The sequence below is a fragment of the Sorangium sp. So ce448 genome, assembly GCF_051520915.1.
Classification (GTDB): domain Bacteria; phylum Myxococcota_A; class Polyangia; order Polyangiales; family Polyangiaceae; genus Sorangium; species Sorangium cellulosum_B.
The window spans coordinates 8,508,236-8,523,436 of sequence record NZ_CP150343.1 but is presented as its reverse complement, the minus strand read 5'-3'; the positions used below and the strand labels follow the sequence as shown (position 1 = coordinate 8,523,436).

Here is a 15,201-nt window from a genome sequence, read left to right as displayed (position 1 = left end):
GCCGGTTCACCCAGGCCCAGGAAAGCCACCGCCCGTCATGCACCGAAGCGCGCTCCTCGCCCCTGCTGCCTCCGCGGCCTTGCTGTTCACGCTCGCGCTGCCGGCGCTGGGCCAGCCGCAGCCGCCGCCGGCGCCGGCGGTGCCGAGCCCGCACCAGGCCGCGCCGGCCCCGGCGCCCGAGGCGCCAGGCTCGGACCAGGCCGCGCCGGCCCCGGCAGCCGCCGCGCCGCCTCCGATCTCGCAGCCCGCCCCCGCGCCCGCCGTCCCAGCCCTCCCGCGGATCGAACCCTACCTCCCGCCAGCGGCCACCGAGCCGCCCGTCCGCGCGGGGGACGCGATGGACACGCGCCTCACGTGGACGCTCGGCGACGACGACCTGCTCCACGACACGGGCCAGGCGCAGCCGCTCTCGCCCAACCTCAGCGTCGGCGATCGGAAGCAATACCGGCTCTTCTTCGACAACCTCAACTCCCGCTTCACCGGGCGCGAGAACCTGACGCACCTCGCGCTCTACAAGAGAATGCCGGGGTTCATCGAGCGGCTGGACACCGAGGCTTCGCTCATCCTGCGCATCGATCTCGCCGCGCTGTCCAGGAACAACAACAACCTCAATCAGGCGTTTTACGACGCCGGATCGTTCATTGGCGCCTTCTATCACATAGGCGGCAAGGCAGACGGGAAGACCGGCGTCGGTGTCACGCTCTGGCCCATCGACACGGACCGGTTTCGTCTCGGCTACCTCTACGAGATCTCGTGGGGCGGGACGAACGCCTCCATCAACCAGTCCATCTTCCCGCGCATCATCGGACCCGCGCCCGGCGCGAAGGTCCAGCTCGATGCCGACCGGTTCAGCGTGTACGCGGGGTTCAAGATCGCGAGCCTCACCCAGGTCCAGAAGGTGCTCACCCCCGGCACGAGCGAGACCGAGGAGGTCCGGATCGCTCAGACCAACTACGGATTTCTCCTTGGCGGGGAAGCGGATCTCCACCCCTGCGTTCACGTCGACCTAGGCGCCGGCTACTTCCAGCAGGGCCGCTTCGACTTGCCCGACGTCGCCGGCGACCCGGTCTACACCTACGGCGCCTCGGCCCGGATCGTCGCGCACGCCAGGAACGAGCCCATCCCGCAGTCGATCGACTTCCTCCTCTATCGCAACGATCCCGACAAGCCGCAGATCCTCTTCAAGCCCGAGGTGTACGCGCCGGGCAAGACGACATGGGCGGTGATCCTCGAGGCGACGAACCTCTTTCAGAACCTCAAGGACTTCGAATCTGCCGGTGCCACCACCCACCAGCCGGCACGCGCCGGCGCCCTTCAGGCGGTCGTCAAGTCCGGATATGCGCGCGCGAGCGTCACGGGTGTCTACCGGGACCTGCCGTTCGTGCTGCGCAACCAGCCGAGCTTCATCCCCTTCCAGACGATCCCGAAGACCGCCCAGACCTCGACGGCCGACGAGCTGTTCTTCGCGCTCGCGGCCGACTACCACCTCGCGTCCGCGCGGCTCACGCCCGGCCTCGGCGTCGGCCTGCAGTTCCCTGCCGCGTTCAGGACGATGTCCGTCGACGCCATGAGCGCAGTGATCGCGCGCACGTCCGTCGTCCGGGAGCAGGGCAATGTGTCGATCCTCCCCTTCAACACCTCCGCCGTCCCCATCTTCCAGCTCCGCGCGAGCCTCAGGTGGGATATCAGCACGATCCTCTCCGCCGTCGCGTGGGCTCAGTACGTGCGTGACAACAACGGCACGTTCATGGAGCGCGATCCCTCCGAGGGCACCGTGGCCCTGCGCACCTTCGTGAACCCCGACTTCTTCGGCCTCGGCACGAGCTTCCAGGCCCGCTTCTGATCCGGCGACCGCGCCGCGCGTTCACCGCGCGCCGGCGATGTGCGCTCGTCGCGCTCCGCTCGCCGCGCTTCCCGCCGCTCGCCGCGCCGCGGCTGCCCGCGCTCATCGCGGCTGGAAGTCCTTGAACGCCGCCACGGCCCGCGGCGACGTGCTCACGGTCTCCACGATGCGGAAGCCGCCGCGCAGGTAGAAGCCCTCGAAGTGCAGCACGCTCTCGCCCTCGGCGGGCTCGATCTCCCAGTAGCGCGAGCGGTCCTTCGACGTGCCGAGCACCGCGATCCGGCGCCACCCCGCCGGGATCATCCCCGTCCACTCGGGGCCGCGCTTCTCCGACAGCTCGAAGTCGTCGCGGCTGTGCTTCACCCGGAAGCTCGCGTCCGGCCCCGAGCCGATGCGCGCGTCGAGCGTGGCCCCGGGCGGTCCCTTCGCCATCTGGTCCTGGCGCCGCGGCCCCCGCTTGCTCACCCGGTAGCCCGCCACCGACTGCGGATCGAGGTAGTAGGTGCCCCCCTCCTTGCTCGCGCGCAGCCGCCCCGCGTAGATCGCCTGGCGCACCGCGCTCTCCGAGATGCCGAGCTGGTGCGCGGCGTCCGGGACCGTCATCGTGAACCGCGTCCGCGGCGTGACGACCGCCGAATCGGGCGGCAGCCGCTTCCGCGCCACGCAGTCGAGCATCACGTGGAAGGCCGGGTCGCGGTACACGTCGGCGGTCGCGACGCTCCGGCCGGCGACGGCGGTCCTGTCCAGCAACGGGTTCTCCGGGCCGAGCACGAGATCGAGCAGCTCAGCATCGGACACCGACGGCTCCTTGCCCGCCGCCAGGACCCGGGACAGAAAGGCGCCCAGCTCGCCCGTCGGCGTCGGGAACTCGACCGTCTCGCCGGACAGCAGCGTGTATTGCGTCTTCATCTCGCCTCTTCGCAGCTCGCAGCTCGCAGCTCGTCGTGTGCGCTCGCCCACGCCGCGCGCCGCACGCGTGCCCGGGGCCACGCGAGCCCGATCCGTCCAGGAGGCGGACGAAGTCCCACGCACGCGCCGGAGGCGCGCGCAGGCGGATCTCACCCCACCGGGGTCGCCGCGCCGGCGGAGCCCGCCTCGATGGACGGGTCCGCCCGCACGTCGCCCGCGTCGGGCACGCGTTCAGCGCCGCAGCTACGTATTACTGTAAGCCCGTTCAGGTTGTCCCGTCTAGTGCCTTCGCAGACCGCTAGGACAAATGCCGTCCGCTTCCAGGACGGCCGTGCGTTCACAACCATCCGAAATCAAACGTTAATTCTGTATGATCAGAACGCGATGCGACCACGGAAAAATCGTCGAGGGTCGCGAACGGGGCGCGGATCGCGGCGCCGCGCCCGTCTCGCGCTGTCGCCGCACCCGGGTTGCCGGAGGGATCTGTTCAGTGGGTAGGCCCCACCTTTTGTTCAGGTGTCGGGCCGCTGTCGCGTCTCGGCGAGGGCCTCGATCGTGTCGCGATCGTGGTCCCGGATGCAGTCGACGCCGTTGCGCTCGAACTGGATGGCGGCGGCCAGCGCGGTCCGGCTTCGCTCGCGGTCCATGGCCCACGCGGCGTGTCGCACGAGCAGGGCGAGCTGCAGCGCCCGGCCAAGGGTGATCGCGACCCGGCGGGCGCCCGCCTCGAGGCCGGGGCGGTCGGCGGCGGCCATCTCCTTGATCCACGCGCGGGCGTGCGACACCGCGCGCGACGCGGACGTCTCGGCCTCGGCGAGCTTCGGCTCGACGACGCCGGTCAGGAGGCGCGCCACCTCGGCCGCGAGGATGTCGAGCGAGCCGTCCTTCAGGATCACCCGAAGCGCGTCGAGGGCGAGCACGTTCGTCGTGCCCTCCCAGATCGTGAGGACCTGCGCGTCCCGGAGCAGGCGCGGCAGCCCCGTGTCCTCGACGTAGCCGGCCCCGCCGAACGCCTCGAGCACCTCGCTCAGCACCGACACCGCCTGCTTGGCGGTCGTGAGCTTCGCGAGCGGGATGATCAGCCGCAGCAGCTTCGCCTCCGAGTCGGTGAGCGAGCCCGTCTCCTCGCGCCCGAGCAGCTCGATCGCGCGGAAGGTCAGGTGGAAGGCGCCCTCGAACTCGGCCTGGAGCTCGGCCAGCGTGTCCATGTGCAGCGGCTTCTCCGCCAGCGTCGTGCCGAACTGGACTCGGCTCTGGGCGTACGAGCGCGCCAGCGCGAGCCCCCGGCGCATCCCGGCGATGGCGCCGATCGCGTTCCAGGTGCGGGTCACGTTGAGCATCGGCGCGATCGCCCGGACGCCGTTCGACAGGCCCGCGACCGGCGTGGCGAGGACGCCGTCGAGCGTGAGCTCGGCGGTCGGCACCTTGCGGGTGCCGAGCTTGTCCTTCAGCCGGTTGATCAGCACGCCCTCGCGGCGCCCCGCCTCGCCCGCGAGCTCCACGTAGAAGAGCGCGAGCCCGCGGCTGCCCTCCGGGTTGCCCTCGGGGCGCGCGAGCGTGAGCGCCATCTCCGACGTGGTCGACGAGGCGAACCACTTCGTCCCGTGGAGCCGGTAGGCCCCGTCGGGGCCGAGGCGCGCCGCCGTCTCGCTCCGCCCCACGTCCGAGCCGCCGGTGCGCTCGGTCATCCACTGGCCCGAGGTCCACGCGGCGGCGGGGTCGCGGCTCGTGAGCCGGGGCACCGCCCGGTCGATGAGCGCGCGGTTGTCGCTCGCGAGGAGCGTCCGCGCGGCGCCGTCGGTCATCGCGAGCGGGCACGTGTACACATCGCTCGACGCGTCGAAGAGGTACGCCAGCGCGAACTGATGGACGCGCGAGAAGGCGCCGTGCGCCCGCTCGTAGGCCGTCGCGACGACCCCGCGCTCGCACGCGATCCGGGCCGCCTCCTTCCAGAGCTCGGTCACCTCGACGTGGTCGATGCGCCTTCCCCAGGCGTCCCATGACGTGAGCTTCGGCTCGTTCGCGCGATCGGTGAGCTGCAGCTGGTACAGGCGGCCGCCGGCGAGCTCGCCCATCTCCCGCAGCGAAGGCGTTATCGACGCGGCCACCTCGCGCGGCAGGGCCCGCGCGAGGTAGGACCGCAGCACGCGGTCGTCGTCGTACTGGTTCCCGAGTGTGGGGGGGTCTTGATAGAAAGCCACCGGCCGACTCCTAGGTTGGTGCGCCGCAACCCGAACCGTGCGACGCCCGCGCGCCGATCACGTTCCGCGCGCCCCTCCATGCACGCGCGGCGACTCGCAGCCTCGATAGAGCTCGAAGCTACTGAACCCGTCCCACCCGGTTCAACAGGAAGCCGGAGGCTGCGTCGCGCCGACGCGGCGAACGGTGAACCTCTGCTGGTAATTTCGCCGCGATGCCTGGTTTTTGTGGGCTGTTCGGGTGCTGTGTCGCACGGAAAGAAGCGGAAGTCGCTGAATGTGCAGTTCTTGACTTCTCCGATGCACCAATGCATATGGCTGGCGGTGAAGCTCTCGAACAAGGGTCGCTACGGTGTGCGCGCATTGTTCGATATCGCATTCCACAACGACGGGCGGCCGACCCAGATCCGCGAGATCTCCGAGCGGGAGCTCATCCCCGCGCGCTTCCTGGAGCAGATCTTCCAGGACCTGAAGAAGGCCGGGCTCATCAGCTCGAAGCGGGGGCCGCGCGGCGGCTATCACCTCGCGCGGCCCGCGAGCGAGATCAGCCTGGGCGACGTCGTCCGCGCCCTGGAGGGGCCGGTCGCCGTGATCGCGCCGGATGACGACGGCCGGCCGGGGGGCTCGCCGCTCGACCCGCCCACGGCCGTGTTCCACGATCTGGCGCTCGCCATCGAGCGCTGCTTCGACTCGGTGTCGATCGCCGACGTCTGCGAGCGCGGCGTCGAGCTCGGCGTGCACCGCAAGGGGCGGCCGGAGCGCTCGACCTACGTGATCTGAGCCGACACCATGAGCAGCCCCGAACGATCCGCACAGTCCACCGGCGCCCCCCGCACACCCGCGGACGGCGCAGCGCAGCTCCCGCCGCTCCCGTCGCACCCGCGCGTGGTCGACAGCCTCCTCGACCTCGTGGGCGACACGCCGCTCTTCGAGATCCGCCGCGTCGACGCGGCGACGCCCCGGGGGCGCGTGTTCGGGAAGGCCGAGCAGCAGAACCCGGGCGGCTCGCTGAAGGACCGGATCTGCCTCGCGATGATCGAGGGCGCCGAGGCGCGCGGGCTGCTCGGCGCGGGCGGCGTGGTCATCGAGCCCACGTCGGGGAACACAGGGATCGGGCTCGCGATCGCGTGCGCGGCGAAGGGGTACCGCTGCATCCTGACGATGCCGGCGAGCATGAGCCTGGAGCGGCGCCAGCTGCTCGAGGCCTACGGCGCGGAGGTCGTCCTGACCGAGGCCGAGGCGCAGATGGAGGGGGCCATCGCCCGGGCGCGCGAGCTCGCGGCGGACATCCCGGGGGCGCTCATCCTCAGCCAGTTCGACAACCCCGACAACCCGCGCGTCCACGCGGAGACGACCGCGCGGGAGATCCTGCACGCGATGGCCGGCCTCGACGCGCCGGGGCGGCCCGGTCCCCGGCAGTCGCTGACGATCGACGCGTTCGTCGCCGGCGTGGGGACGGGCGGGTCGGTGAGCGGCGTCGGGCGGGTGCTCAAGCGGATGCGGGCGGCGACGCGCGTCATCGCGGTCGAGCCCGAGTCGTGCGCGACGATCTCGCGCGGCGAGCGCGGGCCCACCAAGATCCAGGGGCTCGCCGCCGGGTTCGTCCCCGCGAACTACGATGCGAGCGTTGTGGACGAGGTGCGGACGGTCAGCGATCGCGCCGCGTACGAGACGAAGGTGGCGCTGGCCCGGCAGGAGGGGCTGCTCGTCGGCATCAGCGCCGGCGCGGCCGTGCGCGTCGCGCTCGACGTCGCCCGCGAGCTCGGCCCCGACGCCAACGTGGTGACCGTCCTCTGCGACACAGGCGAGCGCTACTTCAGCCTGGACGAGTATTTCCGATGAGCGGCGGCGGCGAGGCGATCCGCGGGTGCGTCCTCCTCGTCGGGGCGGGGGGGATCGCGGCGCCCGCCGCGCTCGCGCTCGCCGCCGCCGGGGTGCGGGAGCTCCGGGTCGCGGACGACGACGAGGTCGAGCTGACGAACCTGCATCGTCAGATCCTGTTCGACGGCGACGACGTCGGGCGGCCGAAGCTCGATGCGTTCACGGAGGCGCTGCGCCGCCGCTCCCCCGGGCTCCGCGTCGACCGCCGTTACGGCCGCTTCACGCCGAGCGCGGCGGCGGGGCTGATGCCGGGCGTCTCCGTGGTGGTCGACGCGACCGACAACTTCGCGTCGCGGTTCCTGATCGCCGACGTGTGTCGCCTCACGAGGACGCCGGTGGTCCATGCCGCTGCGATCCGCTGGCGCGCGACGGTGATGGCGGTCGCGGGGGAGGGGGCGCCCTGCTACCGCTGCCTGTTCGAGGACCTGCCGACCGGGGACGCGCCGGATTGCGCCACGGCCGGGGTGGCTGGTCCGGTGTGCGGCGTGGCCGGCGCGATCGCGGCGGATCGCGCGCTGGCGATCCTGGCGGGCGACGCGTCGATCTTCGGCCGGATCGCGACGTACGACGGCCTCACGGACACGCTGCGCAGCGTCCCTGTCTCCGCGCGGCCCGCCTGCGACCTGTGCGGAGCGCGCGCCGCGATCGCGACGATCGACGCGTCCCGCTACGTCGTCGCGTGCCCGGCCGAGAGCGGATCCCCGACCCACGTTGAAGGGGACCGCGAGAGCGGATCCCCGACCCACGTTGAAAAGGACCGCGAAGGCGGATCCCCGACCCACGTTGAAGGGGACCGCGAAGGCGGATCCCCGACCCACGTTGAAGGGGACCGCGAAGGCGGATCCCCGACCCACGTTGAAGGGGACCGCGAAGGCGGCTCCTCGACCCACCTGAAGACTGGAGAGCAAGACCATGGCTGACACCGCGACCGTCCGCATCCCGACCCCGCTCCGCACGCTCACCGGCGGTCAGGACGAGGTCAAAGCCGCCGGCGGCACCGTCGGCGAGCTGATCGAGAACCTCGAGAAGAGCTACCCCGGCATCCGCGACCGACTCCTCGACGACAAGGGCGTGCGGCGCTTCGTGAACATCTTCGTGGGCGACGAGGACATCCGCTTCCTCGACGGGCTGAAGACGCCCGTGAAGGGCGGTGACCAGGTGGCGATCGTGCCCGCGATCGCCGGGGGCTGAGGTGGACGACCCGCGCTATCTCCGTCAGGTGTTGCTCGCGGAGATCGGTCCAGAGGGACAGGCGAGGCTCGGGGCGGCGACGGCGCGCGTGCTCGGCGGCGGCAGCGACGCGCCGCCGCTCGCGCACGAGGTGGCGGAGCGCTACGCGCGCGGCGCCGGCTTCGGCGCGCTCGCGGACGGCGCGATCGACCTCGCCGCGCTCGCGCCCGCGGACCTCGTCGCCTCGCCCGCCGCGCGCGCCGTGCTCGCCGGCGCGCGCGCGGCGCTCGCCGAGATGCGTGCCGCGCTGGCGCTGGGCAGCGCCGCGAGGAGCGCGGGGCAGGGGAGCGCGGGGGAGGTCGACCCGTCATGAGGCACTCGCTCGCCCGCTCCCGACGCCTGGGATCGGTCGTCGACGCCGTGGGCGACACGCCGCTCTTGCGCCTCTCGCGCGTCGGCCGCGACACGCCGTCGGTCGAGGTCTACGCCAAGCTCGAGTTCGCGAACCCCGGCGGCTCGGTGAAGGATCGCGCCGCGCTGCGGATGATGACCCGCGCCGCCGCGGACGGGCGCCTCACCAGCCAGAAGACGCTCATCGACTCGACGAGCGGCAACACCGGGGTCGCCTACTCGCTCTTCGGCGCGGCGATGGGCTTCAAGGTGGCGCTCGTCATGCCGTCGAACGTGTCGAAGGCGCGCAAGGACATCGCGCGCGCGTTCGGCACGGAGCTCATCTTCAGCGACCCGATGGAGGGCTCCGACGGCGCGATCCGCCTCGTGCGCTCGCTGGTCGAGAAGGATCCGGAGCGGTATTTCTACCCGGATCAGTACTCGAACGAGGACAACCCGCTCGCCCACTACCACGGCACGGCGCGCGAGATCCTGGAGGCGGTCGGCGACAGGATCTCGCACTTCGTGGCCGGCATCGGCACGAGCGGCACCATCGTCGGGACGAGCCGGCGGCTGCGCGAGCACCACCGCCCGATCCGCTGCATCGCCGTGGAGCCCACGGAGGCGCTCCACGGGCTGGAGGGGCTCAAGCACCTGCCGAGCTCGCTCGTCCCCGCCATCCACGACGAGGGCGCGTACCACGAGACGATGCGCATCACGACGGAGGACGGCTGGGACATGTCCGATCGCCTCGCGCGCGAGGAGGCGCTGCACGTGGGGCACTCGGGCGGCGCGGCCGTCTTCGCGGCCTTCGAGATCGCGAAGCGCCTGCACCGCGAACAGCAGGGAGGGTGCGTCGTGGCGATTGTCCCCGACCGGGGCGACCGCTATTTTGCGCCGATGAAATGGGAGAAGCGTTACGTATGGTGATGTCTCCACAGCCGTGGACCGCCGGTGGGGTCGTCCTCAAGGCGAGCGTGCTCAAGGCGGTCGAGGACGAGGCGCTGGCGGGCTACACGCGCGACGAGGAGGCCTGCGGGTACCTGAAGGGGCCCGCGGACGAGCCGCTGCTCTGCGACGAGCACGTCCGGATGGACAACATCGCGAACAAGCTCCACGCCATCGATCCGGAGCGGTACTTCCGGACGGCGCGCACGTTCTTCGATTTCAACGGCAAGCGCTTCTCCGACGCCGTCGAGAAGGGCGCCTCGGCGGGGCGCCCGGTGAAGGTGCTCTATCACTCGCACCTCGACGCCGGCGCTTACTTCAGCCCGACGGACGCCGCCATGATGAGCGGCGGCGAGCCGCCGGCCGACGAAGGGGGCCAGATCGTGATGGGGCCCGGGCCGGCGTTCCCGCTCGCGTTCCTCGTGACCAGCGTGCGCGGCGGCTCCGGCGAAGGGCGTCCGGAGGAGGCGCCCCGCATCGCCGAGCACCGCCTCTTCGTGTGGGACGGCGCCGCGTTCGTCGCGTCGACGTTCTCCGTCGTCGATTGAGCTCATTGCGCCGGGGCGCGCGTCCGCGCACTCTCGCGCAGCCCTCCTCCGCTCGTTGAGGGGTCTGCACCCGAGGCCCGGAGCGGCCGAGTCCGTAGTCGTCACTTGATCATCGAAGGAGTTGCCTAAATGTCAGGTTTTGTTGTCTGGTTCACCGGTTTGAGCGGCGCCGGCAAGAGCACGCTCGCGGCGATGCTCTCGGCCGAGCTCCGCGCCCGCTCCGTCCACGTGGAGGTGCTCGACGGCGACGAGGTGCGCACCAACCTCTCGAAGGGCCTCGGGTTCTCGAAGGAGGACCGCGATACGAACATCCGGCGAATCGGATACGTGGCGAAGCTCATCGCGCGGTCGGGCGCGTGCGCGATGACGGCCGCCATCAGCCCTTACAAGGCGATCCGTGACGAGCAGCGGGCCCAGATCCCCCACTTCGTCGAGGTGTTCTGCTCCTGCGAGATCCCCGTGCTCGCCGAGCGCGACGCGAAGGGGCTCTACAAGAAGGCGCTCGCGGGCGAGATCAAGAACTTCACGGGCATCGACGATCCGTACGAGGCGCCCGAGAGCCCCGAGGTGCTCGTCGACACCGGCAAGGAGACGAAGGAGGAGAGCCTCGCCAAGATCCTCGCCAAGCTCGAGGAGCTCGGCTACGTACCGCGCCGCGGCGCCGCGGTCGCCGTGTCCGGCGCGGCCGTCGCGGGGGCGGCCGCGGGCGGAGCGCGCGGGCTCATCGCGCCGCACGGCGGCGAGCTCGTGAACCGGTGGGTCGAGGGCGCGGCGAAGGCGTCGCTCGCGGAGCGAGCGAAGGGGCTGCCGGTCATCGAGCTCGACGAGCGGACCGAGAGCGACGTCGAGATGATCGCGATCGGGGCGTTCTCCCCGCTGCGCGGCTTCATGAACTCGAAGGACTACCTGCGCGTCGTGCGCGAGATGCGGCTCGAGAGCGGCCTGCCGTGGTCGATGCCGATCACGCTCGCCGTCTCCGAGCAGGCGGCCGAGGGGCTCCGCGTGGGCTCCGAGGCGGCGCTCCGCGCGCGCGACGGCCGTATCGTCGCGGTCATCGAGCTGAGCGACAAGTGGCGGCCGAACAAGGAGATCGAGGCGCAGGAGGTGTTCCGGACGACCGAGACGAAGCACCCGGGCGTCGCGTACCTGATGAGCACGGGCCCCGTGTACGTCGGCGGCGAGATCCGGGTGCTGGAGCGGCCCGTCGACTCGGCGTTCCCGGCGTACGACCGGAGCCCGGCGACGACGCGGGCGTACTTCGCCGAGAAGGGCTGGCGCCGCATCGTCGGGTTCCAGACGCGGAACCCGATCCACAGGGCGCACGAGTTCATCACCAAGACGGCGCTGGAGATCTGCGACGGCCTGATGATCCACCCGCTCGTCGGCGCGACCAAGTCGGACGACATCCCGGCGGACGTGCGGATGCGTTGCTACGAGGAGCTCATCGCGAAGTACTATGTGAAGGACCGCGTGCTCCTCTCGATCTACCCGGCGGCGATGCGCTACGCGGGGCCGCGCGAGGCGATCTTCCACGCGCTGGCGCGCAAGAACTACGGCTGCTCCCACTTCATCGTGGGGCGCGATCACGCCGGCGTCGGCAGCTACTACGGCACGTACGACGCGCAGGAGATCTTCAATGCCTTCAGCCCCGGAGAGCTCGGCATCACCACGCTCAACTTCGAGAACGCGTTCTACTCGACGGTGGTCGGCGCGATGGCCACGGCGAAGACGGCGCCTGGTGATGCGTCGACGCAGGTCAACCTGTCCGGGACGAAGGTGCGCGAGCTGCTCCAGCGCGGCGAGCTGCCGCCGCCGGAGTTCTCCCGTCCGGAGGTCGCGCGCATCCTCATCGAGTCGATGCGCAGCTCGTCGTAGTCGCGGGCGCCTGAGGGCCGCGGCGGGCGGCGCCGCCGAGCGGGGCCGCGCGGTATCACGGGTGGCGCGCGTGGCGCGCGCCGCGGCCCTCTCGCTCCTCGCCGCGCTCGCCGGCGTCTCCGCGGGGACGCCGGCGCGCGCGGATCTCAGCGACGACGCCGCGCGCGTCGCGCGGATGTGGTCGCTCTCGGGCGCGCGCGTGGCGCGCCTCCCCCCCATCTTCCTCGAGCACGGCCGCGCCCGGGTCGTGGCGGTCGATCCGCCCGCCGGCCCGGCCCGCGCGGCCGGCGCGGCGGCGGACGAGTGCCTCACCGCCGCGTTCCTCGCGCCGCGCACGGCGGAGTTCACGCTCTCTCCCGAAGGGCCGTCGGGCGGCGTCCCCGCCCTCGAGGGCCTCCTCCAGCAGCTGCGCGGCGCGGAGCCCGAGGACGACCGCCGCGTCCCTAGCGTCGCCGGGGTCGCGGCCATCACGCGGTGCGGGGCCGAGCGCGAAGGGCTGCGCCGCGTGGCCATCGAGGTGCTGTCGACGCGCAGCGCGTTCGATGTCGTCGTCGCCGCGTCGAGCGGGCCGCTGGAGCGCGTCGAGGCCATCCTGCCGGAGCGCGCGTCCGGGCCCGTCGCGCCCCGCGGCGACCCCGGGCGGCCCTCCGAGCCGGGGCCGCTCGACGCCCGGGTCGCGCGGGCCGCGCGGCGCGCGCTCGCGGAAGGGGCGCCGCGCGTCGCTCCGACCGACATGCGCGCCTCGTCGATCGGGACGGGGCAGTTCTCGGTCAAGCTCCCCGAGGGCTGCCACCGCCTCGACCTGATGGCCGAGGTCCCGAGCGCCACGTTGCGCCGCGCGACCGACCTCGACGCCGAGGCGCGCGAGGGGACCACGGGCAGGCTGCTCGATCGCGACAGGTCCGACGCGCCCGACGCGCGGCTCGATTTCTGTCTGGGCGAGCAGGGGGTCGTCGAGGTGCCCTTCCTCGGGGCCGCGGGGCCGGTGAAGGTCGTGCTGTCCGACGCGCAGTGGCCGATGTCCGCGTTCGTGCCGGGGCACTTCGGCGCGCGCGCCCGGGGCAACCTGGCCGCCGCGCTGCGCCGCCGCCACGCGCCCGCGCCGCGCGCGCAGGCGATCGCCGAGGCGATCGGCGCGCAGGGCGACACGCTCGTCCCGGTCCAGGTCGAGCCGGGCCGCTGCTACTTCGCGGCGGCGGCGCTGGCCCGGGGCGAGCTGCGCGCGCTCCGGATCTCCGTCGAGCTCGGCGACCGCGCCGGGCGCGACGACGCCGGCGAGAACGGGGAGAGCGCCGGCGTGGCGTTCTGCTCCGAGATCGAGGAGAGCGCCGCGCTCCGCGTGTCCGCGCGCGGCGGCTCGCCGGTCTGGGTCGTCGCGGTCTGGCCGATGGACTGACCCCGCTCACCCCGCGGCGTGGGGGCGCCTCGGGCGGCGGCGCGGGGCCTGCTCCAGGCCTGGGCTGGCCGCGGCGCCGGGCTGGGCCCGCTCCGGCAGCAGCTGGCGGAGCTGCCAGGCCTGCAGGAACGCGCGTCGCTCCGCGGCGCGCAGCGCGTGCTGGTGCTGGCCCATCATGAACGCCGGTACGACCAGCATGAACAGGGTCGTCAGCGTCAGCGCCGTCATCGTCGCGATCTTCGAGTGCTCGACGGCCTGGGGCAGGATGACCATCGCGCCGCCCGCGAACTCGTACGAGCGGGGCAGGACGCCCGAGTACTCGATCCACGCGGCGGCCAGCACCGCGATGCAGCTGGTCACGACGACGGCGACGCGGTAGGCCGTCCGGTACGTGAACGAGTTGCCGTACGTGAGGATGACGAGCAGCATCGGCATGAAGAGCAGCGGGCCGAAGCCGCGCCCGATGCACAGGAAGCTGAGCACGTTGAAGACGAAGCCGGCGTAGGCGTACCACTCCGCGGATGGGCGGTGGACGACGCGCGCGGCGAGGAACTTCATCAGCGCCGCCAGGGCGGTGAAGCCCAGGATGAAGGCGAAGACCTGCCACTCCCGGATGCCCAGCCACACGGCGGCGACCAGCGTCGCGATCGCCGTCGCGAGCAGCTCGGCGCGCATGCCCGCGCGCAGCTGGAGCCGGTGCCGCGCCGCCGCGGCCGCGTCCAGGTCGGCCAGCACCTCCGCCGGCATCTCGCGCGGCGGCTCGGTCAGGACGCGCCGGAGCGTCTCCAGGGCGCGCTCGTTCGACGGATCGAAGGCGAGCGCCTGGCCGACCTCGCTGAGCAGCGTCTTCCTCGCGCCCTCGGCTTCCTTGCCGCCGGCGAGCGCCTCCGTCACGCGCTCCTCGGCCAGCCCCGCGTGCCGCGCCGCGAGGTCGCGGCGGAGCTCCACGTCCTTGTCGCCGTCGAGGAACCGCTCGACCGCCTCGTAGAGCGCGCGGGCGGACGGGTAGCGCTCGGAGGGCTCGCGCCGCGTCGCCGTCACGCAGATCGCGTCGAGCTCCGGCGGCACCTCGCGCTCGGGCGCGCGCACCGACGCCCGCGCGTCGGCGCCGTGGATGAGCGAGTCGAGCATCTCGGTGCGGTCCTTCTTCGGGTGCAGCGGCTTGAGCGTGAGGAGCTCGAAGAGGATCGCGCCGAGCGAGTAGATGTCGCTGCGCACGTCGAGCGTGTCGACGCACCCCTGCGCCTGCTCCGGCGACATGTACCCGAGGGTCCCGAGCACGTCGCCCGGGATGGTCCGCGTGCTCATGGGATCTTCGCCCATGTCGATCGTCTGGAGCGGCGTATCGATGAGCTTCGCGACGCCCCAGTCGAGCAGGTACACCTCGCCGAAGTCGCCGAGCATGATGTTGGCGGGCTTGAGGTCGCGGTGGAGCACGCCGCGCGAGTGCGCGAAGTCGACGGCGATGCAGACCGACGAGAAGGCGGTGAGCAGCCTGCGGCGCGAGAAGCTCTGGAGCGCCGTCGGGTCGCCCTCGCGGAGCTCGTTCAGGATCCTCGCCAGCGTGAGGCCCCGGAGGCGCTTCATCGTGAAGTACGCCGAGCCCTTGCTGTCCACGCCGAGGTCGTAGACGGGCACGATCGACGGGTGCTCGAGCTGGCCCTGCACCCGGGCCTCGCGGAGGAACCGGTGGCGCAGCGTCGTGTCGCCCTGGTGCTCGGCGCGGATGACCTTCATGGCCACGTCGCGGCCGATGCGGCGGTCCCTGCAGAAGTGGACCTCGCCCATCCCCCCGACGCCGAGCAGCGACCGCATCTCGTAGCGGGGGCCGTCGCTGGACAGATCCGTGAGCTCCGCGCGGGCGCGGCCGAGGCTCACGGGGGTGGGGCTCTGGCCGTGCGAATCTCCGCCCTTTCCGCGAGATTTTCGCATCTCGGGGAGCTGCTCGAGCGTCTCGAAGTCGTCGTCGAACAGGGCCATGGCGTCCGGGAAGCCAGGCTCGGTCGCGCCGTGCCAGAAATACCCACACCGGCAGGGCTCCGC

The 15,201-nt window shown here is 72.2% G+C and carries 13 protein-coding genes; 10 read left to right on the top strand and 3 right to left on the bottom strand.

What is annotated here, in order from left to right; translation table 11 throughout:
- Window positions 1–37: 37 nt before the first annotated feature.
- Window positions 38–1,843, top strand: coding sequence for a hypothetical protein (locus WMF45_RS32140; RefSeq protein ID WP_437708860.1), 1,806 nt, complete (start codon window positions 38–40; stop codon window positions 1,841–1,843).
- Window positions 1,844–1,945: 102 nt separating this feature from the next.
- Here WMF45_RS32140 and WMF45_RS32135 read toward each other — a convergent pair whose 3' ends face one another.
- Both WMF45_RS32135 and WMF45_RS32130 read right to left on the bottom strand, forming a co-directional pair.
- Window positions 1,946–2,752, bottom strand: a complete 807-nt coding sequence (locus WMF45_RS32135) for a helix-turn-helix domain-containing protein (RefSeq protein WP_437708859.1) — start codon at window positions 2,750–2,752, stop codon at window positions 1,946–1,948.
- A gap of 512 nt (window positions 2,753–3,264) precedes the next feature.
- Window positions 3,265–4,953 (bottom strand): acyl-CoA dehydrogenase family protein, encoded by a 1,689-nt coding sequence (locus WMF45_RS32130; RefSeq protein WP_437708858.1) that lies wholly within the window; start codon window positions 4,951–4,953, stop codon window positions 3,265–3,267.
- 297 nt (window positions 4,954–5,250) lie between these two features.
- Here WMF45_RS32130 and WMF45_RS32125 point away from each other — a divergent pair, with 297 nt between their 5' ends.
- From WMF45_RS32125 to WMF45_RS32085, 9 genes are all read left to right on the top strand, one after another.
- On the top strand, window positions 5,251–5,730 hold the full coding sequence (locus WMF45_RS32125; RefSeq protein WP_437708857.1) for an RrF2 family transcriptional regulator: 480 nt from the start codon (window positions 5,251–5,253) through the stop codon (window positions 5,728–5,730).
- 9 nt (window positions 5,731–5,739) lie between these two features.
- Window positions 5,740–6,792 carry a cysteine synthase A gene (gene cysK / locus WMF45_RS32120; RefSeq protein ID WP_437708856.1) on the top strand — a complete coding sequence of 351 codons (1,053 nt, stop codon included), beginning with the start codon at window positions 5,740–5,742 and terminating at the stop codon, window positions 6,790–6,792.
- On the top strand, window positions 6,789–7,751 hold the full coding sequence (locus WMF45_RS32115; protein ID WP_437708855.1) for a HesA/MoeB/ThiF family protein: 963 nt from the start codon (window positions 6,789–6,791) through the stop codon (window positions 7,749–7,751). Before cysK ends, WMF45_RS32115 begins: the two co-directional genes overlap by 4 nt.
- Window positions 7,744–8,022, top strand: a complete 279-nt coding sequence (locus WMF45_RS32110) for a MoaD/ThiS family protein (protein ID WP_437303463.1) — start codon at window positions 7,744–7,746, stop codon at window positions 8,020–8,022. The genes WMF45_RS32115 and WMF45_RS32110 overlap by 8 nt, the downstream gene beginning before the upstream one ends.
- 1 nt (window position 8,023) lies before the next feature.
- Window positions 8,024–8,374 (top strand): hypothetical protein, encoded by a 351-nt coding sequence (locus tag WMF45_RS32105; protein ID WP_437708854.1) that lies wholly within the window; start codon window positions 8,024–8,026, stop codon window positions 8,372–8,374.
- The gene (locus WMF45_RS32100; RefSeq protein WP_437708853.1) at window positions 8,371–9,321 is read left to right on the top strand and encodes a PLP-dependent cysteine synthase family protein; all 951 of its coding nucleotides are present in this window, start codon (window positions 8,371–8,373) and stop codon (window positions 9,319–9,321) included. The genes WMF45_RS32105 and WMF45_RS32100 overlap by 4 nt, the downstream gene beginning before the upstream one ends.
- Entirely contained in the window at window positions 9,315–9,887 is a 573-nt protein-coding gene (locus tag WMF45_RS32095; protein WP_437708852.1) for a Mov34/MPN/PAD-1 family protein, read from the top strand. The genes WMF45_RS32100 and WMF45_RS32095 overlap by 7 nt, the downstream gene beginning before the upstream one ends.
- 129 nt (window positions 9,888–10,016) lie before the next feature.
- Window positions 10,017–11,762 carry a sulfate adenylyltransferase gene (gene sat, locus WMF45_RS32090; protein WP_437708851.1) on the top strand — a complete coding sequence of 582 codons (1,746 nt, stop codon included), beginning with the start codon at window positions 10,017–10,019 and terminating at the stop codon, window positions 11,760–11,762.
- A 70-nt stretch (window positions 11,763–11,832) separates the two neighbouring features.
- The gene (locus WMF45_RS32085; RefSeq protein WP_437708850.1) at window positions 11,833–13,158 is read left to right on the top strand and encodes a hypothetical protein; all 1,326 of its coding nucleotides are present in this window, start codon (window positions 11,833–11,835) and stop codon (window positions 13,156–13,158) included.
- 6 nt (window positions 13,159–13,164) lie between these two features.
- Here WMF45_RS32085 and WMF45_RS32080 read toward each other — a convergent pair whose 3' ends face one another.
- Window positions 13,165–15,138, bottom strand: a complete 1,974-nt coding sequence (locus WMF45_RS32080) for a serine/threonine protein kinase (RefSeq protein ID WP_437708849.1) — start codon at window positions 15,136–15,138, stop codon at window positions 13,165–13,167.
- Between the last annotated feature and the right edge of the window lie 63 nt (window positions 15,139–15,201).

What these genes read in the sequence shown, in the direction of transcription:
- WMF45_RS32140 (WP_437708860.1), top strand. Translation starts at nt 38, where the DNA reads ATGCACCGAAGCGCGCTCCTCGCCCCTGCTGCCTCCGCGGCCTTGCTG.
- WMF45_RS32135 (WP_437708859.1), bottom strand. Translation starts at nt 2,752, where the DNA reads ATGAAGACGCAATACACGCTGCTGTCCGGCGAGACGGTCGAGTTCCCG.
- WMF45_RS32125 (WP_437708857.1), top strand. Translation starts at nt 5,251, where the DNA reads ATGCACCAATGCATATGGCTGGCGGTGAAGCTCTCGAACAAGGGTCGC.
- cysK (WP_437708856.1), top strand. Translation starts at nt 5,740, where the DNA reads ATGAGCAGCCCCGAACGATCCGCACAGTCCACCGGCGCCCCCCGCACA.
- WMF45_RS32115 (WP_437708855.1), top strand. Translation starts at nt 6,789, where the DNA reads ATGAGCGGCGGCGGCGAGGCGATCCGCGGGTGCGTCCTCCTCGTCGGG.
- WMF45_RS32110 (WP_437303463.1), top strand. Translation starts at nt 7,744, where the DNA reads ATGGCTGACACCGCGACCGTCCGCATCCCGACCCCGCTCCGCACGCTC.
- WMF45_RS32100 (WP_437708853.1), top strand. Translation starts at nt 8,371, where the DNA reads ATGAGGCACTCGCTCGCCCGCTCCCGACGCCTGGGATCGGTCGTCGAC.
- WMF45_RS32095 (WP_437708852.1), top strand. Translation starts at nt 9,315, where the DNA reads ATGGTGATGTCTCCACAGCCGTGGACCGCCGGTGGGGTCGTCCTCAAG.
- sat (WP_437708851.1), top strand. Translation starts at nt 10,017, where the DNA reads ATGTCAGGTTTTGTTGTCTGGTTCACCGGTTTGAGCGGCGCCGGCAAG.
- WMF45_RS32080 (WP_437708849.1), bottom strand. Translation starts at nt 15,138, where the DNA reads ATGGCCCTGTTCGACGACGACTTCGAGACGCTCGAGCAGCTCCCCGAG.